This window comes from Kitasatospora sp. NPDC028055, from assembly GCF_040637885.1.
Lineage (GTDB): Bacteria > Actinomycetota > Actinomycetes > Streptomycetales > Streptomycetaceae > Kitasatospora.
On sequence record NZ_JBEZXE010000069.1, the window covers coordinates 16,467 to 36,426 of the forward strand.

Sequence of the window (19,960 nt, forward strand, 5' to 3'; positions counted from 1 at the left end):
GTTGATTGCGGGCCGGTGAGCTCGGGCCGTTGACTGCGGGCCGTTGATGGCAGGACGTCACGACCGGTGGGCCGGGCTCGACCGCTCGGCCGTCCGGGCCGCGATCGCGGCGGTGATCCGCAGGACGTCGGCCGGGCGCGCCGGGTCCAGCCCGGTGAGCACGGCGATCCGGCGCAGCCGGTAGTCGACGGTGTTGGGGTGCAGGTGCAGGGCGCTCGCGGTCTGTCGGCGGTTGAGGCCGCCGGCCAGGTGGATGCGCAGGGTGGTGAGCAACTCCCCGTTGTCGGCGAGGGGTTCGAGCAGTGCGGCGAGCCGGGCGCGGGCCTGGCTGGGCCGGGTGAGCTGGTACTCCAGTAGCACGTCGTCCAGCCGGTGCAGTCCGGGCGGGCGGCCGAACGTCCGGGCCACGTCCAGGACTTCGTAGGCGAGGGCGGCGGCGCGGGGCACCTCGGCCGGCGCTGCGGCGGCCGCTCCGGCCAGCACGGGCACACCTGCGGCGCGGGCCGCGGCGGCGAGGACGGCGCCGAGCAGGGACCAGTCGGCCCGGTCCTCGACTCCGCCCTCGACTCCGCCCTCGAATCTGCCCTCGGATCCGTCGGCGGGCCCGTCGGCCAGGTCCGGCGGGGTCGGCAGCGGGAGGAGCAGCAGGCCGCCCGAGGGGGTGAGCGAGGAGAGCGCCGACTGCCGGGTGCGGTGGTCGAGTTCGGAGACGAAACGGCGCAGCTTGCGACGGGCGGCGATGGCCGGGTCGATGCCGGGGGAGTGCTCGTCCGGGTGGTCGGCGAGGGACAGGCAGAGTACGGCGTAGCCGGGCGGCAGTTCGGTGCCGGCCCGGGCGGCGGCCTCCTCGGCGGGAGTGCCGGCGAGCAGTGCGGACAGGAGGGACTGCCGGGCGGTGGAGTTCCGGTCGCCGGCCGACTGCTGCCCGTCCAGGTAGCCGGCGCCGGCGGCGGTGACGGCCCGGCGGAGCTGGTCGAGCAGCAGGCGGTTGAGCAGCAGCAGGTCGGCGGCGTCCCCGGCGTGGGCGTCCCTGGTGATGAACTCCCAGCAGACCTCCAGCCCCAGGTGGTGGGCGAGCAGGACGGCGTCCAGCGGCAGGCCCTCCTCGGCGCGGCGCGCGGCGGCGTCCCGTACGGCGGTGAACTCCTCGGCGGGGGCGGGGAGTCCGGTGCGGACGGCGTGGGCCAGGCCGCGGATGCGGCGCTCGGTGTCCCGGGTGAGTTCGCCGGTGAGCTGCTCGCGCGGGAGGCGGTGGTAGACCGGCACCCGCTCCAGCAGGGCGGCGACCACCTCGGCGGCCAACTCGCGGACGCTGCCCAGGAGTCGCTGGTCGGCCGGGAGTCCGCCGATCACCGGGACGCGCCACGGCGAGGGGTGTCCGGTGGCGCCGGTGGGGGTGTCGGCTGAGGCGTCGGTGGCGGCGTCGGGGGCCCGGTGCGCGGGGAGTTCGGCGGAGTGGCTGGTGGGGGTGCAGTGGGGTGCGTTGTGACCGGTCACAGAGAACACCGTCCAGGTCTGGGGGACGTCCAAGGGCTGGGCCGGAGGGGCGACCGCATCATTGAGCCACTCGGGTTACCTGTTGGTAACAAACTTCCGCTGTGGAGGCAACAGTTGAGAACCCCACTTCTCCGCTTCTCCGCAACTCCCCTGCGCCGTCGGCTCGGCGGAGCCTTCGGTGCGGCCGTCCTGGCGGGCGCGCTACTGGTCGGCGCCGCCGCGGCCCCCGCCGTGGCCGCTCCGGCCGCCGTCACCCCGGCCGCCACCCCGGCCGCCGCCGCGGCCGCGCTCCCGCCCGACGGTGACTCGGTGGCCTCGCCGCCCGGCGCCAACGACTGGAGCTGCCGACCGTCCGCCGCCCACCCCGACCCGGTGGTGCTGGTGCACGGCACCTTCGCCAACCGCTACGAGAACTGGCTGGCGCTCTCCCCGCTGCTCAAGGGCCTCGGGTACTGCGTCTTCGCCCTCGACTACGGCACCGTCCCGGGCATCACCTCCAGCGGCAGCGGTCTGCTGCTGCCGATCGGCGGCCTCGGACCGGTGCCCGCCTCGGCGGCCCAACTCGCCCACTTCGTCGACCTGGTGAGGTCCGCGACCGGTGCGGCCAAGGTCGACATCGTCGGGCACTCGCAGGGCGGCATGCTGCCGAACTACTACCTGAAGTTCCTCGGCGGCGCATCCAAGGTGGACAAGCTGATCGGCCTGGCGCCGTCCAACCACGGCACGACCCTCGACGGGATCACCAAGCTGGCGCCGTACTTCCCCGGCGTGGCCGACCTGATCTACACCGTCTGCCAGGCCTGCCGCGACCAGGCGGTGGGCTCCGACTTCAACGCCACCATGGCCTCCCGGCCGGACACCGTGCCGGGCGTGCACTACACGGTGATCTCGACCGTCTACGACGAGGTCGTCACCCCGTGGCGGACCCAGTTCCTGAACGGGCCGGACGTGGACAACCAGGTGCTCCAGGACCACTGCCCGGTCACGCTCGCCGAGCACGTCGCCATCGCGTTCTCGCCGACGGCGCTGCACCTGGTGACCAACGCCCTGGACCCGGCGCACGCCACGCCGGTGTTCTGCGGCTGACGTCGCCGGTGCCGCCACTGCCCGTACCCCCGGTTCCGGCGGGGGTACGGGCAGTGCGCGGTCCGTACTGCGCGGTCTGAGCTGCTCAGCCGGCGGCGCGGAAGGTGATCGCGGCGGTGACGCCGTCGGGCCGCAGCTGGTGGGCACCCGGTGCGTCGAGCACCGCGGCGTCGTAGCGGCCGAGTTCGGTGCCGCCGTCGACGAGGGCCGAACCGGCCAGGCAGACCAGCAGGACGGTCGACCCCTCCGGGACGGCCACGCTGCCGGGCCCGGTCCGCAGCTCCACGGCGGCGTCGGTCCGACCGCGGCGGGTCATCACGTTGAAGTCCACCACCGGACCGCCGAGCAGTCGGCAGTCGGTGGCGGCGTCGCCGGGAAAGGCGAACGGGCGGAACGGGGCGTCGACCAGCTGCTCGACGCCGTCCACGGTGAGCACCATACCGGCGCCCTCGACCAGGGTGATCACCCGGTCGATCCCGGGGAACGGCGAGAACGGACCGGCCGAGGCGACGTCGGCCAGGCTCACCCGCCAGTCGAAGTCGGCCAGTCCGGCCCCGGCGGGGGACCCGGCGACCTCCCGGGTCACCCCGCCCCCGTTGAGCCACGGGGTGGCCGGGCGCTCGCTCGCCCGAAGTACCTGGATGCGTCCGGTGGTGGTCATGGGTCCGCATCCTGCCACTGCCGGGGCGGGTCCGGCAGGGCCGCCCCGACGGTCAGCGCCGTCCGACTTGCCAGCGCCACCCGGCCGTCAACGCCGTCCGGCCGTCAGCGCCGTCCGACCGCAAGCGGCAGCAGGGCCGCGGCGGTGGCCGTGACCGCGACCGTGGTCAGGGCGAGCGGCAGTCCGACCGCGTCGGCGAGGAAGCCGATCACCACCGGCCCGATCAGCATCCCGCCGTACCCGAGTGTCGAGGCGAGCGCGACGCCCTGCGGCCCGCCCGCCGCACCGGCGCGCGCGATGGCGAGCGGGAACAGGTTGGCCAGCCCGAGGCCGACCAGGACGAAGCCGCCGATGGCCACCGGCACCGACGGGGCCAGGGCGGCGAGCAGCATGCCGGCCGCGGCGGCGAGCCCGCCGAGCAGCATCAGCCGGTTCTGGCCCAGCCGGATGGACAGCCAGGTGCCGCCCACCCGTCCGCTGGTCATGGCGAAGGCGTACGCGGCGTACCCGGCGGCGGCGGTGCCCGCGCCCGCGTGGACGTCGTCGGTGAGATGGAGGGTGGTCCAGTCGGCGACGGCGCCCTCGCCGTACGCCGTGCACAGCGCGGTGAGGCCGAGCAGCAGCACCAGCAGTCGGACGTGCCTCCCGGCGGCCGGAGCGGTGGTCGGAGCGGTGGCCGGGTCTGTGGCCGGAGCGGTGGTCGGGCCGTTGGCGGGGTCGCGGGTGGGGCCGCTGGCCGGGTCGGGGGTCCGCTCCGGGGCGACCATCGGCGCGGCCGGGCTGCGCAGCAGGACGAGGCCCGCGCCGACGGTCACGGCGAGCCCCAGCAGTCCGCCGAGCGCGAGCGCCCACGCGGTGGTCAGCCGCTCGGCGAGCAGGCCGCCGATGCCCGCGCCGAGCAGTCCGCCCAGGCTGTACCCGGCGTGGAAGCTGGGCATGACGGGCCGGCGAAGCTGGGCGACCAGATCGACGGCGGCGCTGTTCATGGCGACGTTGGCGCCGCCGTACCCGGCGCCGAACAGCAGCAGCACCGCGCCGAGCGAGTACACCGAGTGGGCGTGCGCGGGCAGCGGGACGGCGAGGGCGAGCAGCGCCAGCGAGGCCACGGTGACCGGGCGCGAGCCGTAGCGCAGGCAGAGCCGGCCGACGGCCGGCATGGTGAGGACGGCGCCGGCCGACAGGCAGAGCAGGGCCAGGCCGAGGGCGCTGTGGGAGGCGCTGACCTGGCTGCGGACGTCCGGGATGCGGACGACCCAGGCGGCGAACAGGAAGCCGTCGACGGCGAAGAAGGCGGTGAGCGCGAGCCGGGCGGCGCCCCAGGGGCTGTCCGCGACCGGGGGTGTGCTGCGAGACTGGGGGGAGGTCGGGTCGGCGTGGCGGTGGGAACTGATTTTGTTTCGAAGCGACACAAAGTCACAATAGGGGCGTGCAGCTCTCACCTTCAAGCCCGCGGCCCCGCTCCGGGACCGATGCCGACGCGCAGCGCGACGCCCACCGCCGCGCGGCCCCCGACCGCGGTCGGACGCTGCTCGGCCCGGCGCTCTCGCTCATCCACACCGGCCAGACACCCACCCGGTCCGCGCTGACCCGCGCGCTGGACGTCACCCGGGCCACCGCCGGGGCCGTCACGGCCGAACTGGAGGCGCTCGGCCTGATCACCGTCGACTCCCGCCCGGCCGGCGGCGGCCGCGGCCGCCCCTCGCACCGGCTGGCGATCGACCCGCAGGGCCCGGTCGTGGTCGCCGGGCAGATCCACGCCGACGGGCTGAGCGTCACCCTGGCCGGACTCGGCGGACTGCTCGACCCGCCCGTCCACCTGCCGCTGCCCGCCGCCACCGATCCGGTCCGGATGCTGCGCGCCGTCGCCCAGGCCGGTGCCGAGCTGGCCCGCGCGACCGACCGCCGCTGCCTGGCCGCCTCGCTCGCCCTGCCCAACCCGGTCACCGAACCGGACGGCACCGCGCTCGCCGCGCTGCACTTCGCCTGGCCCAGCGGCACCCCGGTCGCCGACCTCTACGACGTCGAGGTCGGCCGCGCCGACCACGGCCCGAAGGCCGTGCGGCCGCTGCCCACCGCCATCGCCAACGACGCCAACCTCGCTGCCCTCGCCGAGTACCGCCACGGCGCCGGGCGCGGCGCCCGGCACCTGCTCTTCGTCACCTCCGGCCATCGCGGCGTCGGCGGCGCGCTGGTGATCGACGGGCACCTGCACACCGGCAGCGCCGGGCTCGCCCTGGAGGTCGGCCACCTCACCGTCGACCCGCAGGGCCGCCCCTGTGCGTGCGGCAACCGGGGCTGCCTGAACGCCGAGACCGACCCCGACGCGCTGTTCGCCGCCGCCGGCCTCACCCCGGAGCCCGGCCGCCCGCTGCTCGACCAGGCGCGCGAGCTGTGCTGGGCGGCCGCGACCGACGAGCGGGCGCGGGCCGCCGTGGAACACGTGATCGACCGGCTCGGGCTCGGACTGGCCGGGGTCGCCAACATCCTCAACCCGGACCGGGTGGTGCTCAGCGGCCTGCACCTCGACCTCCTGGAGGCCGCCCCCGACCGGCTGCGCGCGGTGGTCGCCGACCGCAGCCTGTGGGGGCGCAGCGGGCGGGTGCCGATCGTCGGCGCGGAGCTGGCGCACGGCGCGCTCGCGGGCGCGGCCGAGCTCGGCTGGGGGCCGTACCTCGCGGACCCGCAGTCGGTGCCGGTCTGAGAACGCCGGTCTGAGACGCCGGGCGGGGCGGGGAGTGGCGCGGCGGGCGGGCCGCGAGGGGCGATAAGCGGAAGCTGGGTCTACGAAAACGGTCACTTATCGTGACTCTCGTACACTCGTAGTGAGCAGCGGGGGGCCGCAACGAGGGAGTACGTGACCATGAGCACCCAGTCCGGTGGGACCGTCGGCACCGAGCCGGTCGTGGGCGTCGGGCCGGCCGTCGGCATCGAGCCGACCGTCGACGTCGACCGCTCCGACCAGCAGTACCGCGACTGGCTCAAGGAGGCGGTGCGCAAGGTCCACGCCGACGCCAACCGCTCCGCCGACACCCACCTGCTGCGCTTCCCCTTGCCGGCCGAGTGGGGGATCGACCTCTACCTCAAGGACGAGTCCACCCACCCGACCGGCTCGCTCAAGCACCGGCTGGCCCGCTCGCTCTTCCTCTACGGGCTCTGCAACGGCTGGATCCGCCCCGGAAAGCCGGTGATCGAGGCCTCCAGCGGCTCCACCGCCGTCTCCGAGGCGTACTTCGCCCAGCTCATCGGGGTGCCGTTCATCGCCGTCATGGCCAAGAGCACCAGCCAGGCCAAGATCGACCTGATCGAGTTCCATGGCGGCGAGTGCCACCTGGTCGAGCGCTCGGACGAGGTCTACGCGGCCTCCGCGCGGCTCGCCGAGGAGACCGGCGGGCACTACATGGACCAGTTCACCTACGCCGAGCGGGCCACCGACTGGCGCGGCAACAACAACATCGCCGAGTCGGTCTTCGCCCAGCTGCGCCTGGAGCCGCACCCGGAACCGGCCTGGATCGTCGCCACCGCCGGCACCGGCGGCACCTCGGCGACCATCGCCCGGTACGTGCACTACATGCAGTACGACACCCGGATCTGCGTCGCGGACCCGGAGAACTCCTGCTTCTTCGAGGGCTGGGTGAACCACGACCCGGACGCCGTCTGTGCGAGCGGCTCCCGGATCGAGGGCATCGGGCGGCCCCGGATGGAGCCGAGCTTCGTGGCCGGGGCGGTCGACCGGATGATGAAGGTGCCCGACGCCGCCTCGATCGCCGCGGTGCGGGTGCTGGAGCAGGTGCTCGGGAAGAAGGCCGGCGCCTCCACCGGGACGGGACTGTGGAGTGCGCTGCGGATCGTCGCGGAGATGCGGGCGGCCGGCCGGACGGGCAGCGTGGTCGGCCTGATCTGCGACCCGGGGGACCGCTACTTGGACAAGTACTACTCGGACGACTGGCTGGCCGGGGAGCGGATCGACATCGCGCCGTACCGCTCCGCGCTGGAGTCCTTCCTGGCGGGCGGCGCCTGGACGGGCTGACGGCTGACGGGTAACGACGGACAGCTGACAACTGACAGATAACAGATTTCGAAATCTGTTATCTGTTATCTGTCAGTTGTCAGCTCTCACCCGCCCGCACTCCGCCGGAGCACCGCCCGGCCCGGTCAAGCTCCGCCGACTGCCCTACGGCAGCGGCGCGGTCGGCAGGTCCGCCGGGACGAGCAGCTGCAGCTCCTCCGTGGACGGGTCGGCCAGCGAGGCCACCCGCACCGCGTGGCGCTCGACCATGGTCTCGAACACCTGCCGCGCGGTGCGCCCGTTGCCGAAGTTGGGCCCGCGCTCCAGCCCGCCGAAGTGGTCCAGCAGCGCACTCTCGGCCGCCTCGGAGAGCGCGTACTCGTGCTCCGCGCACTGCGCCCGGGCGATCTCCAGCAGTTCGTCCGCCGTGTAGTCGGGAAAGCTGACGGTCCGTGAGAAGCGGGACGACACACCGGGGTTGGCGGAGAGGAAGCGCTCCATCTCGGCGGTGTAGCCGGCCACGATCACGACCACCTCGTCCCGGTGGTCCTCCATCAGCTTGACCAGGGTGTCGATCGCCTCGCGCCCGAAGTCCCGGGCGCCGTCCTCGGGGGCGAGCGCGTACGCCTCGTCGATGAAGAGGACCCCGCCGCGGGCCCGGTCGAAGGCGGCGGCGGTGCGGATCGCGGTGGAGCCGATGTGCTCGCCGACGAGGTCGACCCGGGCCACCTCGACCAGGTGGCCGCGCTGGAGCACCCCGAGCGAGGCGAGGATCTCGCCGTACAGCCGGGCGACGGTGGTCTTGCCGGTGCCGGGGGCACCGGTGAAGACCAGGTGTCGGCGGAGCGAGGGGGCCTTGAGGCCGGCCAGGCGGCGGCGTCGGCCGACCGAGATCAGGTCGATCAGCGTGCGCACCTCCTGCTTCACCGTGGCCAGGCCGACCAGCGAGTCCAGTTCGGCGAGCGCCTCGTCGGCCGGGCGGCAGTCCGGGATCGGCGCGATCGTGGCCGTCGCCGCCGTGCCGGAGGTCGCCGCCGACACCATCGAGGAGGCGGTCAACGCCGGTGCGGCCGACGCCAGTTGGGCGGGCCTTGGGGCGGGCAGCTCGGGCCGTCCGGCGGTGCCCGGTCCGGCCGGGGCGAGCGGGGCCACGTCGTCCGAGATGCACCCCTCCGCGACCGGCCCGGGCTCGGAGAACTCGAACCCGGCCCGTTCGTTCTGCTCCGCCCGGCAGCGGGTGAGCTGAGTGCGGCACCCGTCGATGATGTGGAAGCCGAAGCCCTTGCCGTGCGAGACCCGGCAGTCCTCGAAGGTGCCGCGGCCCTGGGCCGAGACGTACACCCCGGCGTCCGTGCTGGCCCGTACGGTGCACTCGCGCAGCACCGGGTCGGCGCCCTTGGTGACGATCACCCCGGTGGCGACGTCCGAGATCTCGCAGTCGGTGAGCAGTCCGCCGCTGCCGTGGTCGCGGAACCAGAGCCCGGTCCCGGCCTCCTGCACCTGGCAGGAGGCGAGCGTGACGGTGGCCCCGCCGCTGACCGAGACCGCCGAGCTGCGGATCCGGCTGAACGAGCAGCCCCGGGCGACGGCCGCGGAGTCCCGGTCGAGGACGAACAGCGCGTCCGGCAGGTCGTACAGCGAGCAGTCGGTGAGGGTGAGCCGGGCGCCGTCGCTGACCCACAGCGCCGGGTACTCGCCGTTGGAGCCGTGGATCCGGCAGGACTCGGCGACCGCCTCGGTGCCCTGGTCCCAGACCGAGAGCGCGCCGCGCCCGAAGTCCCGCACGGTGCTGTTGGAGAGGCTGAGCCTGGCGCGCCCGCGCAGGTCGGCGCCGTTCTCCGGCAGGTCGTGCACCCGGCAGCCGGTGAGCACCAGTTCGGCCTCGCCGTCCAGGGTCAGGCCGTTGCCGGTGACCCGGTGGATGTCGCAGTCGACCAGCCGCCCGCCGGCCTGCGCCTCGGCCTGCACGCCGCTGCCGCGGATCTCGTAGATCTCGCAGCCGGTGAGCTCCGCGGCGCTGCCCGGGTCGGAGAGCAGCACGCCGGCGCCGGAGGCGTGGTGGATCCGGCAGCGGTCCAGGGCGGCGGTCGCCCCGCCGAGCACGGCGAGCCCGGCCTGGCCGGCCGCGGCGACCTCGCAGTCCTCGAAGGCGGCGGCGGTGCCCTCGCCGCGCAGCCGCAGCCCGAGGCCGCCGGGGTTGGCGACCATGCAGCCGCGCAGGGTCGGGCGGGCGCCGCCGCCGATCTCGATCCCGGTGGCGGAGCGGGTCTCGATCCGGCAGCCGCTGAACGCGGGCGTCGCCTCCGCTCCGGTGACCAGGACGGCCGGCGCGGAGCTGTCGCCGCCCTCGACCACCAGGTCGCGCACGGTCGCGGCGGCGGTGACGGTGATCGCCACCCCGGAGGCCGGTTCGATCCGGACGGTGCCCGGGCCCTGGGCCGCGACGATCGTCACCGGCTTGTCCAGCAGCACGTTCTCCCGGAAGGTGCCGGGCCGGACGGTCACGGTGTCGCCCGGCTCGGCGGCGGCCAGGGCCTCCGCGAGCGTGTCGTACTCGCCCGCGCGGCGGCGCCAGCGGGATGCGCTGTCCTGGGTGACCCGGACCCTGTGCTCAGCCATGACGGTCTGTCGTCCCCACCTTCGTCGTGCCGGCGATCCAACGGGCCGTGGGCGCGGGGGTGCGCGGGCCGTCCGCCCACCGTAGCGCGCCCGGACGGGTGATCCGTCCGTCCGTCCGGGCCGGCCGGTGCGCCCGCCCGGGGCCGCTCGGCACGGGCGGGCACCGGGGGCGCCCACCGCGGCCACAGGTTCCGACCACTTGCTTCAACGAGCGCGCACAGCGGGAGTTCCGTGCCGGGGTTCCGTGCCGGAGTGCGGTGCCCGAGTTCCGTGCCGGCGGGCCGGAGGCGGAGCTCCGGCCAAGGCGCGGGGGGGGGGGGGGGAGCCGGGCCAGGGCGCGGCGGTGGCGTCAGCGCCCGTCGGGGGACCAGTGCGCCCCGTCCTCCAGGACCTCGACGTCGTCGCCGAGGCGCAGCGTCCCCAGCACGTCGCCCTCGACGTCGGCCGGGCGCTCGGGGATCAGGTTCTGTCCGAACGCGGCCATGCGCAGCAGCCGGTGGTGCCGGGCCAGGGTGCGCAGCGGTTCGGGGCCGCGCCGCTCGCCGCTCTCCTGGTCGGTGGTGGTCACCACGCAGCGGCCGCAGGGCTTGACCACCTGGAAGGTGAGCGCGCCGATCCGGATCCGGCGCCAGCCGTCCTCGGCCCAGGGCTCGGAGCCGGCGACCACCACGTTGGGGCGGAAACGTTCCATCGGCAGGGTCTCGTGGCCGTCCGGGTGCTCGGCGGCGATCAGTTCGTTGAGCCGCTCCAGCGAACCGGTGGTGGTGAGCAGCAGCGGGAAGCCGTCGGCCATCGACACGGTGTCGCCGGGCCGGCCGTACTGCGGGTCGACGGGCCGGGCGCGCGGGTCGTCCAGGTGCACCAGGCGGTAGTCGCCGAGGCGGTCGGCGATCCACGCGTGGGCGTCCTTGGCGGCCTCGACGGCGCGGAAGCGGGTGCCCCAGACCTCGACCTCGGCGACCGGGGCGCCGGCGTCGGCGGCGGGCGCGGCGACCTCGATCCGGGAGCCGTCGGGGGCGGTCAGCGCCAGTGCGCCGTCCGGCAGCGGGTCGACCCGGATCTGCCCGAGGGCGGCGTTCTCGCGCTGGCTGACGAAGCGTCCGGTGGGATCGGCGAGCATCCAGCGGCGGTCTCCGGCCAGACCCCAGGGGTGGACCGCGGCGGTGTCGGGGCTGAGGCGGTACATCGACTTGACGGGGTAGACGTGGAGTCCGGTGAGGTGCATCCCTCCATCCTGCCAGCAGCGGTCGGGGCGGACGCGGCTGCCCCGGAGGCGCCCCGGAGCGACTCCCGCCCGCGTGGTCCCGTACGGTCCGGCCCTCTCCGCAGCCCCCGTACGCGCACGGACCGCCCGGTACGCCGTGGGGGGCGTTCCGGGCGGTCCGTGGATGACCCGTTCTCCGTTCGCCCGGCGTTCAGGGGGCGCCGGGTGGTGCTCAGGTGGTGCGGGTGCGGGCCGGTGGGGTCGGCCCTGGGGTGTGCTCGGGCTCAGTAACCCTGGCCCTGCGGCTGGTAGCCGCCCTGCTGGTAGCCGCCGGGCTCGCCGTACGGGCCCGGGCGCTGCGGCTGCATCGGGCGGACCGGCGCGACCGGGGCCATGGCCGGGCGCAGCTGGGCGCCGCCGAAGCTCTGGTCGCCGCCCTGGCCCTGGAAGCCGGGGCCGGCCGGGTTCGGGCCGCCGAAGCCCTGCTGGCCGCCGAAGGACTGCGGACCGCCCTGCGGGAGGCCGCCGGGCTGGCCCTGGCCGAAACCGGCCGGTCCGCCGGTCGGCTGCGCGCCGAAGGTCTGCTGCCCGCCCTGGCCGATGAAGGTGTTCTGGCCGCCGAAGCTCTGGCCGCCGGTCGGCTGGTAGCCACCGCTGGCGGTCTGCGCGAAGGTCGGGGCGGCGGGTTGCGGTCGCTGGTACGGCTGGGGGGCGCCGTAACCGGGGACGGGCGGTTGCGGCGCGGAGGCGTACGCCGGCGCGGGCTGCGCCGGGATGTACGCCGTGGCCGGGCCGGCGGAGGGGCCACTGCTCGGGCCGGGGCCCAGGGCGAGGCGGGCGGGCGGCAGCGCGGGGAGGTTGCTGCCGGCGCTCTCGTACCCGTTGCCGTACCGGTTCTCGTAGGACTGGCCGGGGCCGGATCCGTAACCGGAGGACAGCGCCGGGGGCAGGGCCGCCGGCACGTTGATGGGTGCGATCTGGGGGACGCCGCGCTCAGCCACGAGGCTGTCGTAAATCGGCGTGCCGGAGGAGAAGGACGGAGAGGGGTAGCCGACTCCGTCGTAGGAGCGGGGCGAGGTCATGGGGCATACGGTAAGCCCACAATGCGCCTGCTGAGGAGAGCGGGAGGGGGAGCAGTTCGAGTGTTTACACAGTCTTCGCCCGCACAAAGGTTTCGAAAGTAGGAAGAACGGACATACTGGCGTACAGTTCCGGACAGTCCTGGCGCCCTGTCAGTGATCGAACAGCGCCCGGACGCGGCCGTCGCAAGGCCTTGCGGTGACCGGCCGGTGGCCGTTCGGAGGCGTCGTGGAGAAACTTTTGCGGACGGGGCGTGCGCCGGCGCATTCGAGCCCCCGCCGACGGTCCGGCGGGGGCTCGTGAATGTTTGGGGAATAAATTTCCCGTCAGCGCCCACAGCGGGCGATCCGGACGCGATCCGGACGCGGTCCGGACTCGATCAGGGCACGGTCCGGACGCGATTCGGCGTCAGTGCGACTGCAGCGCCTGGGACTGCGCGGGCAGACCGGGCCGGACGGCCACCTCGGTGGTGCAGAAAGAGCAGCGGGTCGCGGCGGCCGGGATCGAGCTCAGGCACTCCGGGCAGTCGACCTTCGCGGCCGGCGCCGGCGCGGCCTTCTCGAAGCGCTCCTGCAGCTTGCCGACCGGCACCACCACGGCGAAGTAGATGAGCGCGCTGACCAGCACGAACCCGATCAGCGCGTTGACGAAGAGGCCGTACGGGAACTTGGTGCCGCCCACCTCGAAGGTCTTCTGGGTGAAGTCGCCGACCGCGCCGGTGGCGACCCCGATCAGCGGGGTGAGGAACGCGCTGACGAACCCGGTGACGACGGCGGTGAAGGCCGCGCCGATCACGATGCCGACCGCGAGGTCCACCACGTTGCCGCGCAGCAGGAAGCTGCGGAATCCCTTGAACACCGGGTGACTCCAAATCCGAACGGGGAAGGGGGAGATGGGGCAGAACGGCGGGCGCCCCGGCCGGACATCCTGCCGACCGGCGCGGGCCGAGGTCCAACCGCGTTCACCCGATTCGCGTAACCGGCCGACGGCCCGGAGCGGAGGCGCCCGGGCGGGGTACGGGCCCTCCGCGTACCGGCGGTTCGGCCGTCGGCGGCCCGCGGTTGACCCATTGGTGTGACGCGCCGGTGCGGGCCGCTGGTGTGACCCGCTGCTGCGGCCCGCCGGTGCGGCCTCCCGGCGGCGTGAGCCGGTCCCCGACGCGGCGTGCGGGGGAGCGAAGGGCGGCCCCGCGGAGCGGCAGGGGGCGAGGCGGGGCGCACGGCGGTCGCAACCGGCGCACGACGGCGGGTCCTCAGCGCACACCGGGTGTACGGGCGCGGGCGCACGGGCCACCACCAGGTTGCGTGAAGGGGCTGTACGGCGCGGGGCGCTGTGCCAAGGTCGGTCCATGCCCGACCCTACGGCGGCCGATTCGGCCGGAGCCCGCCCGCGTGTCCTGCACCTGATCAGCGACGAACGCCGGGGCGGCGCCCAGAACTTCGCCCGTGACCTCCACCGGGAACTGCGCCGCCGGGGCCAGGCCTCCGCGCTGTGCGCGCTCGCCCCGCACCCGGCCGTACCGCCCGCCCGACCGGGTGCGGGCACGACCGGGGTGTGCACCGCGGGGACGGCCGTCCCGGGGACCTGCGGCGAGGGCTGCCCCGACACCGCCCGGCTGCGCGCCGCCGCCGTCCTCGGCCCCGGCCGCCTGCGCCCGAGCACCCTGTGGGCGCTGCGCTCCGCCGCCCGCGCCGCCGACGTGGTGCTCGCCCACGGCTCCGACACCCTGGCCGCCTGCGCCCTCGCCCTGGCCGGCACCCCGACCCCCTTCGTCTACGTCTCGGTCGGCCACCCCCGCTACTGGACCGCCAACCGGCTGCGCAGGCTGCGCGGGGCCGCCCTGATGCACCGCGCCGCCGCCGTCACCACGCTCACCGACGAGGCGCGCGCGGTGCTGGAGGAGCAGTTCGAGCTGCCCGGCGGCAAGGTCCGGGTGATCCCCAACTCCCGTGCCGCCGAGAGCTATCCGCCCGCCGACGGCCGGGACGACCGGCGCGCCGCCCGACACGCCCTGGGCCTGCCCGCCGACGTCCTGCTGGTCGCCTGGATCGGTGCGATAGCCCCCGAGAAGCGGCTCGACCTCGCGCTCGACGTGCTCGACCGGCTGCCCGACGTCCGGATGGCCGTCGCCGGGGACGGTCCGCTGCTGGAGGCCCTGGCCCGTCACCCGGCCGCCGCCCGCGCCCACTTCCTCGGCCCGCTGCCCGACCCGGCCCCGCTCTACCGGGCCGCCGACGCGCTGCTGCTCACCAGCGACAGCGAGGGAGTGCCCGGGGCGCTGATCGAGGCGGCCCTGGCCGGGGTGCCCGCCGTGGCCACCGACGTCGGCTGGGTGCGCGAGGTGGTCCGGGACGGCGCCACCGGAGCGCTGGTCGCCCCCGGGGACCCGCTCGCACTGGCCGAGGCGCTGGCCAAGGTGCTGGCCTGCAACCGCGCGGGCCTCGGCGCGGCTGCCCGGGCGCACGCGCTGGAGCACTTCGAGCTGGGCGCGGTGGTGGACGACTGGCAGCGGCTGGTCGCCGAGGTGTGGACGGGCGGCCCGCCGAGCTGAGCTGCGGCCCGGCTACGCCGTTCGGGCGAATCCGGGCCCGCCGCCACGTACCGACTCGCCGGTAACGAGGCGTCGGCACCACACTGCCCGGTGTGAACTCGAAGTCGCTGCTGCGGTCCACCGTCCTGCTCGCCGTCGCCGCCGGGATCGCCGCGTCCCCCGTCCAGGCCGGTGCGGTGACCCACCAATCCCCCTCCGAGGGAACGCAGTTCGTCAAGCTCGACCACCCGCAACCGGTGCGCGAGGACACCCGCACCGAGGCCGTCGAGTTCTTCTGGTACGACTGCGGCCACTCCCAGGCGCTGGAGCAGCCGTTGGAGGCCTGGGCCGAGAAGCACCGCTCCGACGTCGCGCTCCGCCGGGTCCCGGCGATCTGGCCGGGCAGTCCGGAGGAGGGCGTGCAGCGCGCCCACGCCCGGCTGTACTACACCCTGGAGCGCCTCGACCTGGTCGACCGGCTCCAGGTCAGCGCCTTCCGGTCGATCCACTCCGACCACGCCGACCTCACCACCGAGACCGCCGCCACCGACTGGGCGGTGCGCCACGGTGTCGACGCCCAGCGCTTCCACGCGGCCTACCGCTCCGCCGAGGTGCGGCAGTCGGTGGACGACGCGGCCGCCCAGTTCGTCCGCTACGGCATCAACGAGCTGCCGACGGTGGTCGTCCAGGGCGAGTACCGGACCTCGCCGACCAAGGCCGGCGGCGTCGAGGCGATGCCCGAGGTGCTCGACTACCTGGTGCAGCAGGAGCAGGTGAAGAGCCACCGGACCACGACCGGCAGGTGATCATCGGTCAGCTCGCTCCTGGTGGGCCTTCGCCGGACCCCTGCCAGCCCTGTGCCTAACCGTTCAGATGCGCTTTAATGGTTAGCATGAGTGAGCTGACGATCCCCCACATCCACCACCGCCACGTCGACCTCGACGGGCTGCGCGTCTTCTACCGCGAAACCGGCCCGGCCGGCGCCCCCGTCCTCCTGCTGCTGCACGGCTTCCCCTCCGCCTCCCACCAGTACGCCCGGCTGCTCGACGCGCTCGGCACCCGCTACCGCCTGATAGCCCCCGACTACCCCGGCTTCGGTCACAGCGACAGCCCCTCGCCCGAGACCTTCCCGTACCGCTTCGACACCCTCGCCGACGTCGTCGAGCGCTTCTGCCTCGCCCTCGGCCTGGACCGCTTCGCGCTCTACGTCTTCGACTTCGGCGCCCCCGTCGGCCTGCGGCTGGCCACCCGCCGACCGGAGTGGATCACCGGCCTGGTGGTCCAGAACGGCAACGCCTACGAGGACGGACTCTCCGACCAGGCCCGGGGGTTCATCGCCCAGCGGCGCGGCGTCCCCGGCGCTGAGGAGGCCGCCCGCTCGATCCTCACCCTGGACGTCACCCGCGGCCAATACGAGGGCGGCGCCACCGACCCGAGCCTGGTCGCCCCCGACGGCTGGACCCTCGACCAGCACTTCCTCGACCTGCCCGGCCGCAAGGACATCCAGGTCGAACTCGCCCTCGACTACTTCTCCAACGTCGAGCTCTACCCGGCCTGGCAGGCCTGGCTGCGCGCCGAGCAGCCGCCCACGCTGGTGATCTGGGGGCGCAACGACCCGTTCTTCACCGAGGCCGGCGCCCGCGCCTACCTGCGCGACCTGCCCGGGGCCGAACTGCACGTCCTCGACACCGGGCACTTCGCCCTGGAGGAGAAGCTGCCCGAAATTGCCCCGCTGATCGACGACTTCCTCGCCCGGACGCAGAAGTAGCCCTGCCGGAAGGGAAGTTCAGTCACGGCGCAGCAGCAGGGTGACGAAGCCGAGCGTCCCCCGGTAGCCGTGCAGCCATCCGGCGCGGTGCTCGTCCGCGGCCTCGCGGGCGGCCGCCGCGTCCGGGTCCTCCGGGTGGTCCAGTGCCCACTCGGCCAGCGAACCCGTCCAGGAGAACTCGTAGTCGTCCCACTCCCGCGCCGAGCTGACGTGCCCGTACACCGGCGTCCAACCCTCCGCGAGCACCCGGTCGGTGGTCGTCGCGAGGTCCGCGAAGTCCTCCCGGGCGGCGCCCAGCCCGTCCAGCGCGGCCCGGGACGGCTCCCGCTCCCAGAACCCCTCACCGACCAGCAACCGCCCACCGGGCGCCAGGAGTTCACGGGCCGCCGCGAGCGTGGACAGCAGCCCGTCGAAGGCGTGGGTGGAGCCCACGCAGAGCACCAGGTCGAAGGGCTCGCGGTCGGTGAACTCCCGGGCGTCCCGGTGGTGCAGGCCGATCCGGCGCACCACGCCGAGCGCCGTCGCCGCCTCCCTCGCCCGGGTCAGCGCCGCGGCGTCCACGTCCACTCCCACCGCCCGCCAGCCCGGCCGCGCGGCCAGCGCCCGCAGCAGCCAGGCGCCCTCCCCACAGCCGAGATCCAGCACCCGGCCGCTGTCCTGCCCACCCAGGGCGCGCTCCAGCAGCCGGGACACCGAGCCGTCCGACAGGGGTGCCGCGATCGGGTGGTGGGCGTGGGCGAGCCGGGAGATCCGCTGACGGTCCATCCGAGCAGTATGGGCCGAGACCGGCCCGCCGCGCCCGGCTTTTCCCGCCTCCCGGCTCATGTTCCAGCCCCCTGCCGGCTCACGTCCCGGCCCACCTCCCGGCTCACGTCCCGGAGTAGGTCCGGCCCTTCCAGGCGGCGCCCCGGCCGCGCCAGTGCTGCACCGCCGAGTCCACCGTCATCAGCAGGTACAGCGAAGCGGTGAACGGCAACAGCAGCACGGCCACGGCCGGCTGCCCGTAGTACCGGACCATCGGCAGATAGGTGCCCGCCATCAACGCCCAGGCCGCCCCGCCCACCGCCGCCACCCACGGCGCCCCCGCCACCAGCCCGGCCACCAGCGCCACCGGCGGCACCAGGTACACCAGCGCCAGCCCCAGCACCGTCCCCAGCAGCAACAGCGGCGAGTGCCGCAGCTGGGCGTACGCGCTGCGCGACACCATCCGCCACAGCTGCTCCAGCCGCGGGTACGGGCGGACGCTGTCCACCTCCCCGGCCAGGCCCAGCCAGGTGCGCCCGCCCGAGGACTTCACCGCCCGGGCCAGCGACACGTCGTCGATCACCGCGCCCCGGATCCCCGCCACCCCGCCAGCCCGCTCCAGCGCCTCCCGCCGCACCAGCGAACAGCCGCCCGCGGCGGCCGCCGTCCGCGCGCCCGGGCGGTTGCTCCGGCGGAAGGGGTACAGCTGGGCGAAGAAGTACACGAAGGCCGGCACGACCAGCCGCTCCCAGCCGGTCTCCACCCGCAGCCGGGCCATCTGCGACACCAGGTCCAGCCCGTTCGACTCGGCCGCGGCGACCAGCTCGGCCAGCGAGTCCGGGCCGTGCGCGATGTCCGCGTCCGTCAGCAGCAGGTACTGGACGTCCGGCCCGGCCAGCTCCACCCCGTGCCGCAGCGCCCACAGCTTGCCCGTCCAGCCCTCGGGCAGCGGGGGAGGGGTGGTGACGGTCAGCTCCAGCCCGTCCAGCGTCCGCAGCTCCGCCGCCACCGCGCCGGTGCCGTCCGAACTGTGGTCGTCCACCAGGATCACCCGCGCCCGCCCCGGGTACTTCTGCGCCAGCAGCGTCGGCAGGCTCACCGGCAGCACCGCCGCCTCGTCCCGGGCCGGCACCACGATCGCCGCCTCCGGCCACCGCGCCGGCGGACGGCGCGGCGGCAGCCGGACGTCGGTGCGCCAGAACGAACCGTGGCAGCACGCCAGCCAGAGCCAGACCAGCAGGGAGAACGCGGCGATCCACAGCAGCACGGTCACCCCGGCAGTCTGCCGCAGAACCGGCGGCGAGGGGTGGATCGACTAAAGTCTTGCCTCGTGAAGATCGCACTGATGGACTCCGGAATCGGCCTGCTGGCCGCCGCCGCCGCGATCCGGGAGCTGCGCCCGGACGCCGATCTGGTGCTCTCCTCCAACCCGGCCTCGATGCCGTGGGGGCCCCGCACGCCCGAAGAGGTCACCGAGCTGGCCCTCGGCTGCTGCCGGGCCGCGGCCGCCCTCGGCCCCGACGCCCTGGTGATCGCCTGCAACACGGCCTCGGTCCACGCGCTCGACACGCTGCGCGCCGAACTCGAACCCGGCCTGCCCGTCATCGGCACCGTCCCGGCGATCAAGCCCGCCGCCGCCCTCGGCGGCCGCGTCGCGATCTGGGCCACCCCCGCCACCACCGGCAGCGCCTACCAGCGCGGGCTGATCCGTGACTTCGGCGGCACCGCCGAGATCACCGAGGTCGCCTGCCCCGGCCTGGCGGACGCGGTCGAACACGGCGACGACGCCGCCATCACCGCGGCCGTCGCCGACGCGGCCGCCCGGACTCCGGAGGGCACCGACGTGGTGGTGCTCGGCTGCACCCACTACGAACTCGTGGCCGACCGCATCCGCGCGGCCGTCGCCCCCACCGCGGCCCCGGGCCTGGTCCTCCACGGCTCCGCCGAGGCCGTCGCCGCCCAGGCCCTCCGCCGCGTCGCCGACCCCACCCGCACCGGCAGCGGCACCCTCACCGTCCTCCACGCCGGAGCCCCCGCCACCCTCCCCCCCACCGCCACCCTCTACCCCCAGGGCCTCACCCTCACCCCGGTCCCCGCCTGACCCCACCCGCCCCTGGGGCCGCAGCCGAACGGCCCACCCGTGCGCGGCCCCTAGGGGCTCCGGCGCACAGAAAGTCGGCCCCGTCGACTTCCCGTGCACCACGGCCGCCGCCCGCCGGGCGCCTCCTGCGGTGCTTCCGTGCTTCCGCACTCCGGGGCCATGGCCCCGGCGCCTGCACAGGAAGTCGACCCGGCCGCCCTTTCGTGCTGCAGGACTCGGCCCCTGGTCACCCAGGTGCTGTCCGCTCGGCATCCGGGCCGGAACCGCACTACGGCGCCACTACCCCCTGCACGGGAAGTCGACCCGGCCGACCTTTCGTGCTGCGGGCCCCGCCCCTGGCCACCCGGCCGCCGCCCGCTCGGCGCCCGGGGGCGGAATCGCCCTTCGACCCACCGCACTCGGCACGGGAAGTCGGCCAGGCCGGCTTCCCCCGGCCCGGAGGCGCTCCGCGGTGCCGCGTCCCCCCTCGTGCTGAGCGATCCTCGCCCGCCCTGATCCTCCGCCGGCCGAGCGCGCGTCCCAAAGTCGACTTGTTGCCACGGTGCCCGCCGCACAGGAAGTCGGCCTGGCGACTCTGCTGGCGAAGTATTTGATCTAGGTCAGGCTCAGGCTGCCGTTGCGATGCCGTGTTGGGTGCAGAGTGCGTGGATGCGGGTGGGACGGC

16 protein-coding genes are annotated in these 19,960 nt (G+C 74.9%); 7 read left to right on the forward strand and 9 right to left on the reverse strand.

What is annotated here, in order from left to right; all coding sequences use genetic code 11:
- Positions 1-57: 57 nt before the first annotated feature.
- On the reverse strand, positions 58-1,497 hold the full coding sequence (locus AB0F71_RS37005; RefSeq protein ID WP_360244686.1) for a helix-turn-helix domain-containing protein: 1,440 nt from the start codon (positions 1,495-1,497) through the stop codon (positions 58-60).
- Between the two features lie 204 nt (positions 1,498-1,701).
- Here AB0F71_RS37005 and AB0F71_RS37010 point away from each other — a divergent pair, with 204 nt between their 5' ends.
- Positions 1,702-2,583, forward strand: a complete 882-nt coding sequence (locus tag AB0F71_RS37010) for an alpha/beta fold hydrolase (protein WP_360244727.1) — start codon at positions 1,702-1,704, stop codon at positions 2,581-2,583.
- Between the two features lie 85 nt (positions 2,584-2,668).
- Here AB0F71_RS37010 and AB0F71_RS37015 read toward each other — a convergent pair whose 3' ends face one another.
- Positions 2,669-3,244: a HutD family protein gene (locus AB0F71_RS37015; protein ID WP_360244689.1), complete on the reverse strand. Its 576-nt coding sequence runs from the start codon at positions 3,242-3,244 to the stop codon at positions 2,669-2,671.
- A 104-nt stretch (positions 3,245-3,348) separates the two neighbouring features.
- Positions 3,349-4,653 (reverse strand): MFS transporter, encoded by a 1,305-nt coding sequence (locus AB0F71_RS37020; protein ID WP_360244692.1) that lies wholly within the window; start codon positions 4,651-4,653, stop codon positions 3,349-3,351.
- Positions 4,654-4,769: 116 nt separating this feature from the next.
- Here AB0F71_RS37020 and AB0F71_RS37025 point away from each other — a divergent pair, with 116 nt between their 5' ends.
- Complete coding sequence (locus AB0F71_RS37025; RefSeq protein ID WP_360244730.1) at positions 4,770-5,945, forward strand: ROK family protein; 1,176 nt, start codon at positions 4,770-4,772, stop codon at positions 5,943-5,945.
- Positions 5,946-6,104: 159 nt separating this feature from the next.
- On the forward strand, positions 6,105-7,271 hold the full coding sequence (locus tag AB0F71_RS37030; RefSeq protein WP_360244695.1) for a PLP-dependent cysteine synthase family protein: 1,167 nt from the start codon (positions 6,105-6,107) through the stop codon (positions 7,269-7,271).
- A 144-nt stretch (positions 7,272-7,415) separates the two neighbouring features.
- On the opposite strand, the gene AB0F71_RS37035 is transcribed toward AB0F71_RS37030, so the two are convergent.
- The 4 genes from AB0F71_RS37035 to mscL form a co-directional block, all read right to left on the reverse strand.
- Positions 7,416-9,869, reverse strand: coding sequence for a right-handed parallel beta-helix repeat-containing protein (locus tag AB0F71_RS37035; protein ID WP_360244698.1), 2,454 nt, complete (start codon positions 9,867-9,869; stop codon positions 7,416-7,418).
- Between the two features lie 349 nt (positions 9,870-10,218).
- Positions 10,219-11,094, reverse strand: a complete 876-nt coding sequence (locus AB0F71_RS37040; RefSeq protein ID WP_360244701.1) for an MOSC N-terminal beta barrel domain-containing protein — start codon at positions 11,092-11,094, stop codon at positions 10,219-10,221.
- A 263-nt stretch (positions 11,095-11,357) separates the two neighbouring features.
- Positions 11,358-12,155 carry a DUF6643 family protein gene (locus tag AB0F71_RS37045; protein WP_360244704.1) on the reverse strand — a complete coding sequence of 266 codons (798 nt, stop codon included), beginning with the start codon at positions 12,153-12,155 and terminating at the stop codon, positions 11,358-11,360.
- 406 nt (positions 12,156-12,561) lie between these two features.
- A complete protein-coding gene (mscL, locus tag AB0F71_RS37050; RefSeq protein WP_360244707.1) occupies positions 12,562-13,011 on the reverse strand; it encodes a large conductance mechanosensitive channel protein MscL in 450 nt (149 codons plus the stop codon).
- 490 nt (positions 13,012-13,501) lie between these two features.
- Here mscL and AB0F71_RS37055 point away from each other — a divergent pair, with 490 nt between their 5' ends.
- The 3 genes from AB0F71_RS37055 to AB0F71_RS37065 all read left to right on the forward strand — a co-directional run bounded on the left by AB0F71_RS37055 (position 13,502) and on the right by AB0F71_RS37065 (position 16,451).
- Positions 13,502-14,704: a glycosyltransferase family 4 protein gene (locus AB0F71_RS37055; protein ID WP_360244710.1), complete on the forward strand. Its 1,203-nt coding sequence runs from the start codon at positions 13,502-13,504 to the stop codon at positions 14,702-14,704.
- A gap of 92 nt (positions 14,705-14,796) precedes the next feature.
- The gene (locus AB0F71_RS37060; RefSeq protein WP_360244713.1) at positions 14,797-15,489 is read left to right on the forward strand and encodes a thiol:disulfide interchange protein DsbA/DsbL; all 693 of its coding nucleotides are present in this window, start codon (positions 14,797-14,799) and stop codon (positions 15,487-15,489) included.
- Between the two features lie 86 nt (positions 15,490-15,575).
- Positions 15,576-16,451, forward strand: coding sequence for an alpha/beta hydrolase (locus AB0F71_RS37065; RefSeq protein WP_360244716.1), 876 nt, complete (start codon positions 15,576-15,578; stop codon positions 16,449-16,451).
- Between the two features lie 18 nt (positions 16,452-16,469).
- Here AB0F71_RS37065 and AB0F71_RS37070 read toward each other — a convergent pair whose 3' ends face one another.
- A complete protein-coding gene (locus tag AB0F71_RS37070) occupies positions 16,470-17,216 on the reverse strand; it encodes a class I SAM-dependent methyltransferase (RefSeq protein WP_360244719.1) in 747 nt (248 codons plus the stop codon).
- Positions 17,217-17,319: 103 nt separating this feature from the next.
- The gene (locus AB0F71_RS37075; protein WP_360244733.1) at positions 17,320-18,459 is read right to left on the reverse strand and encodes a glycosyltransferase; all 1,140 of its coding nucleotides are present in this window, start codon (positions 18,457-18,459) and stop codon (positions 17,320-17,322) included.
- Between the two features lie 66 nt (positions 18,460-18,525).
- Between AB0F71_RS37075 and AB0F71_RS37080 the strand changes: the two genes are divergently transcribed.
- On the forward strand, positions 18,526-19,296 hold the full coding sequence (locus tag AB0F71_RS37080; protein WP_360244721.1) for an aspartate/glutamate racemase family protein: 771 nt from the start codon (positions 18,526-18,528) through the stop codon (positions 19,294-19,296).
- Positions 19,297-19,960: the final 664 nt, after the last annotated feature.

What these genes read in the sequence shown, in the direction of transcription:
- AB0F71_RS37015 (WP_360244689.1), bottom strand. Translation starts at nt 3,244, where the DNA reads ATGACCACCACCGGACGCATCCAGGTACTTCGGGCGAGCGAGCGCCCG.
- AB0F71_RS37030 (WP_360244695.1), top strand. Translation starts at nt 6,105, where the DNA reads ATGAGCACCCAGTCCGGTGGGACCGTCGGCACCGAGCCGGTCGTGGGC.
- AB0F71_RS37035 (WP_360244698.1), bottom strand. Translation starts at nt 9,869, where the DNA reads ATGGCTGAGCACAGGGTCCGGGTCACCCAGGACAGCGCATCCCGCTGG.
- AB0F71_RS37040 (WP_360244701.1), bottom strand. Translation starts at nt 11,094, where the DNA reads ATGCACCTCACCGGACTCCACGTCTACCCCGTCAAGTCGATGTACCGC.
- AB0F71_RS37045 (WP_360244704.1), bottom strand. Translation starts at nt 12,155, where the DNA reads ATGACCTCGCCCCGCTCCTACGACGGAGTCGGCTACCCCTCTCCGTCC.
- AB0F71_RS37055 (WP_360244710.1), top strand. Translation starts at nt 13,502, where the DNA reads ATGCCCGACCCTACGGCGGCCGATTCGGCCGGAGCCCGCCCGCGTGTC.
- AB0F71_RS37065 (WP_360244716.1), top strand. Translation starts at nt 15,576, where the DNA reads ATGAGTGAGCTGACGATCCCCCACATCCACCACCGCCACGTCGACCTC.
- AB0F71_RS37070 (WP_360244719.1), bottom strand. Translation starts at nt 17,216, where the DNA reads ATGGACCGTCAGCGGATCTCCCGGCTCGCCCACGCCCACCACCCGATC.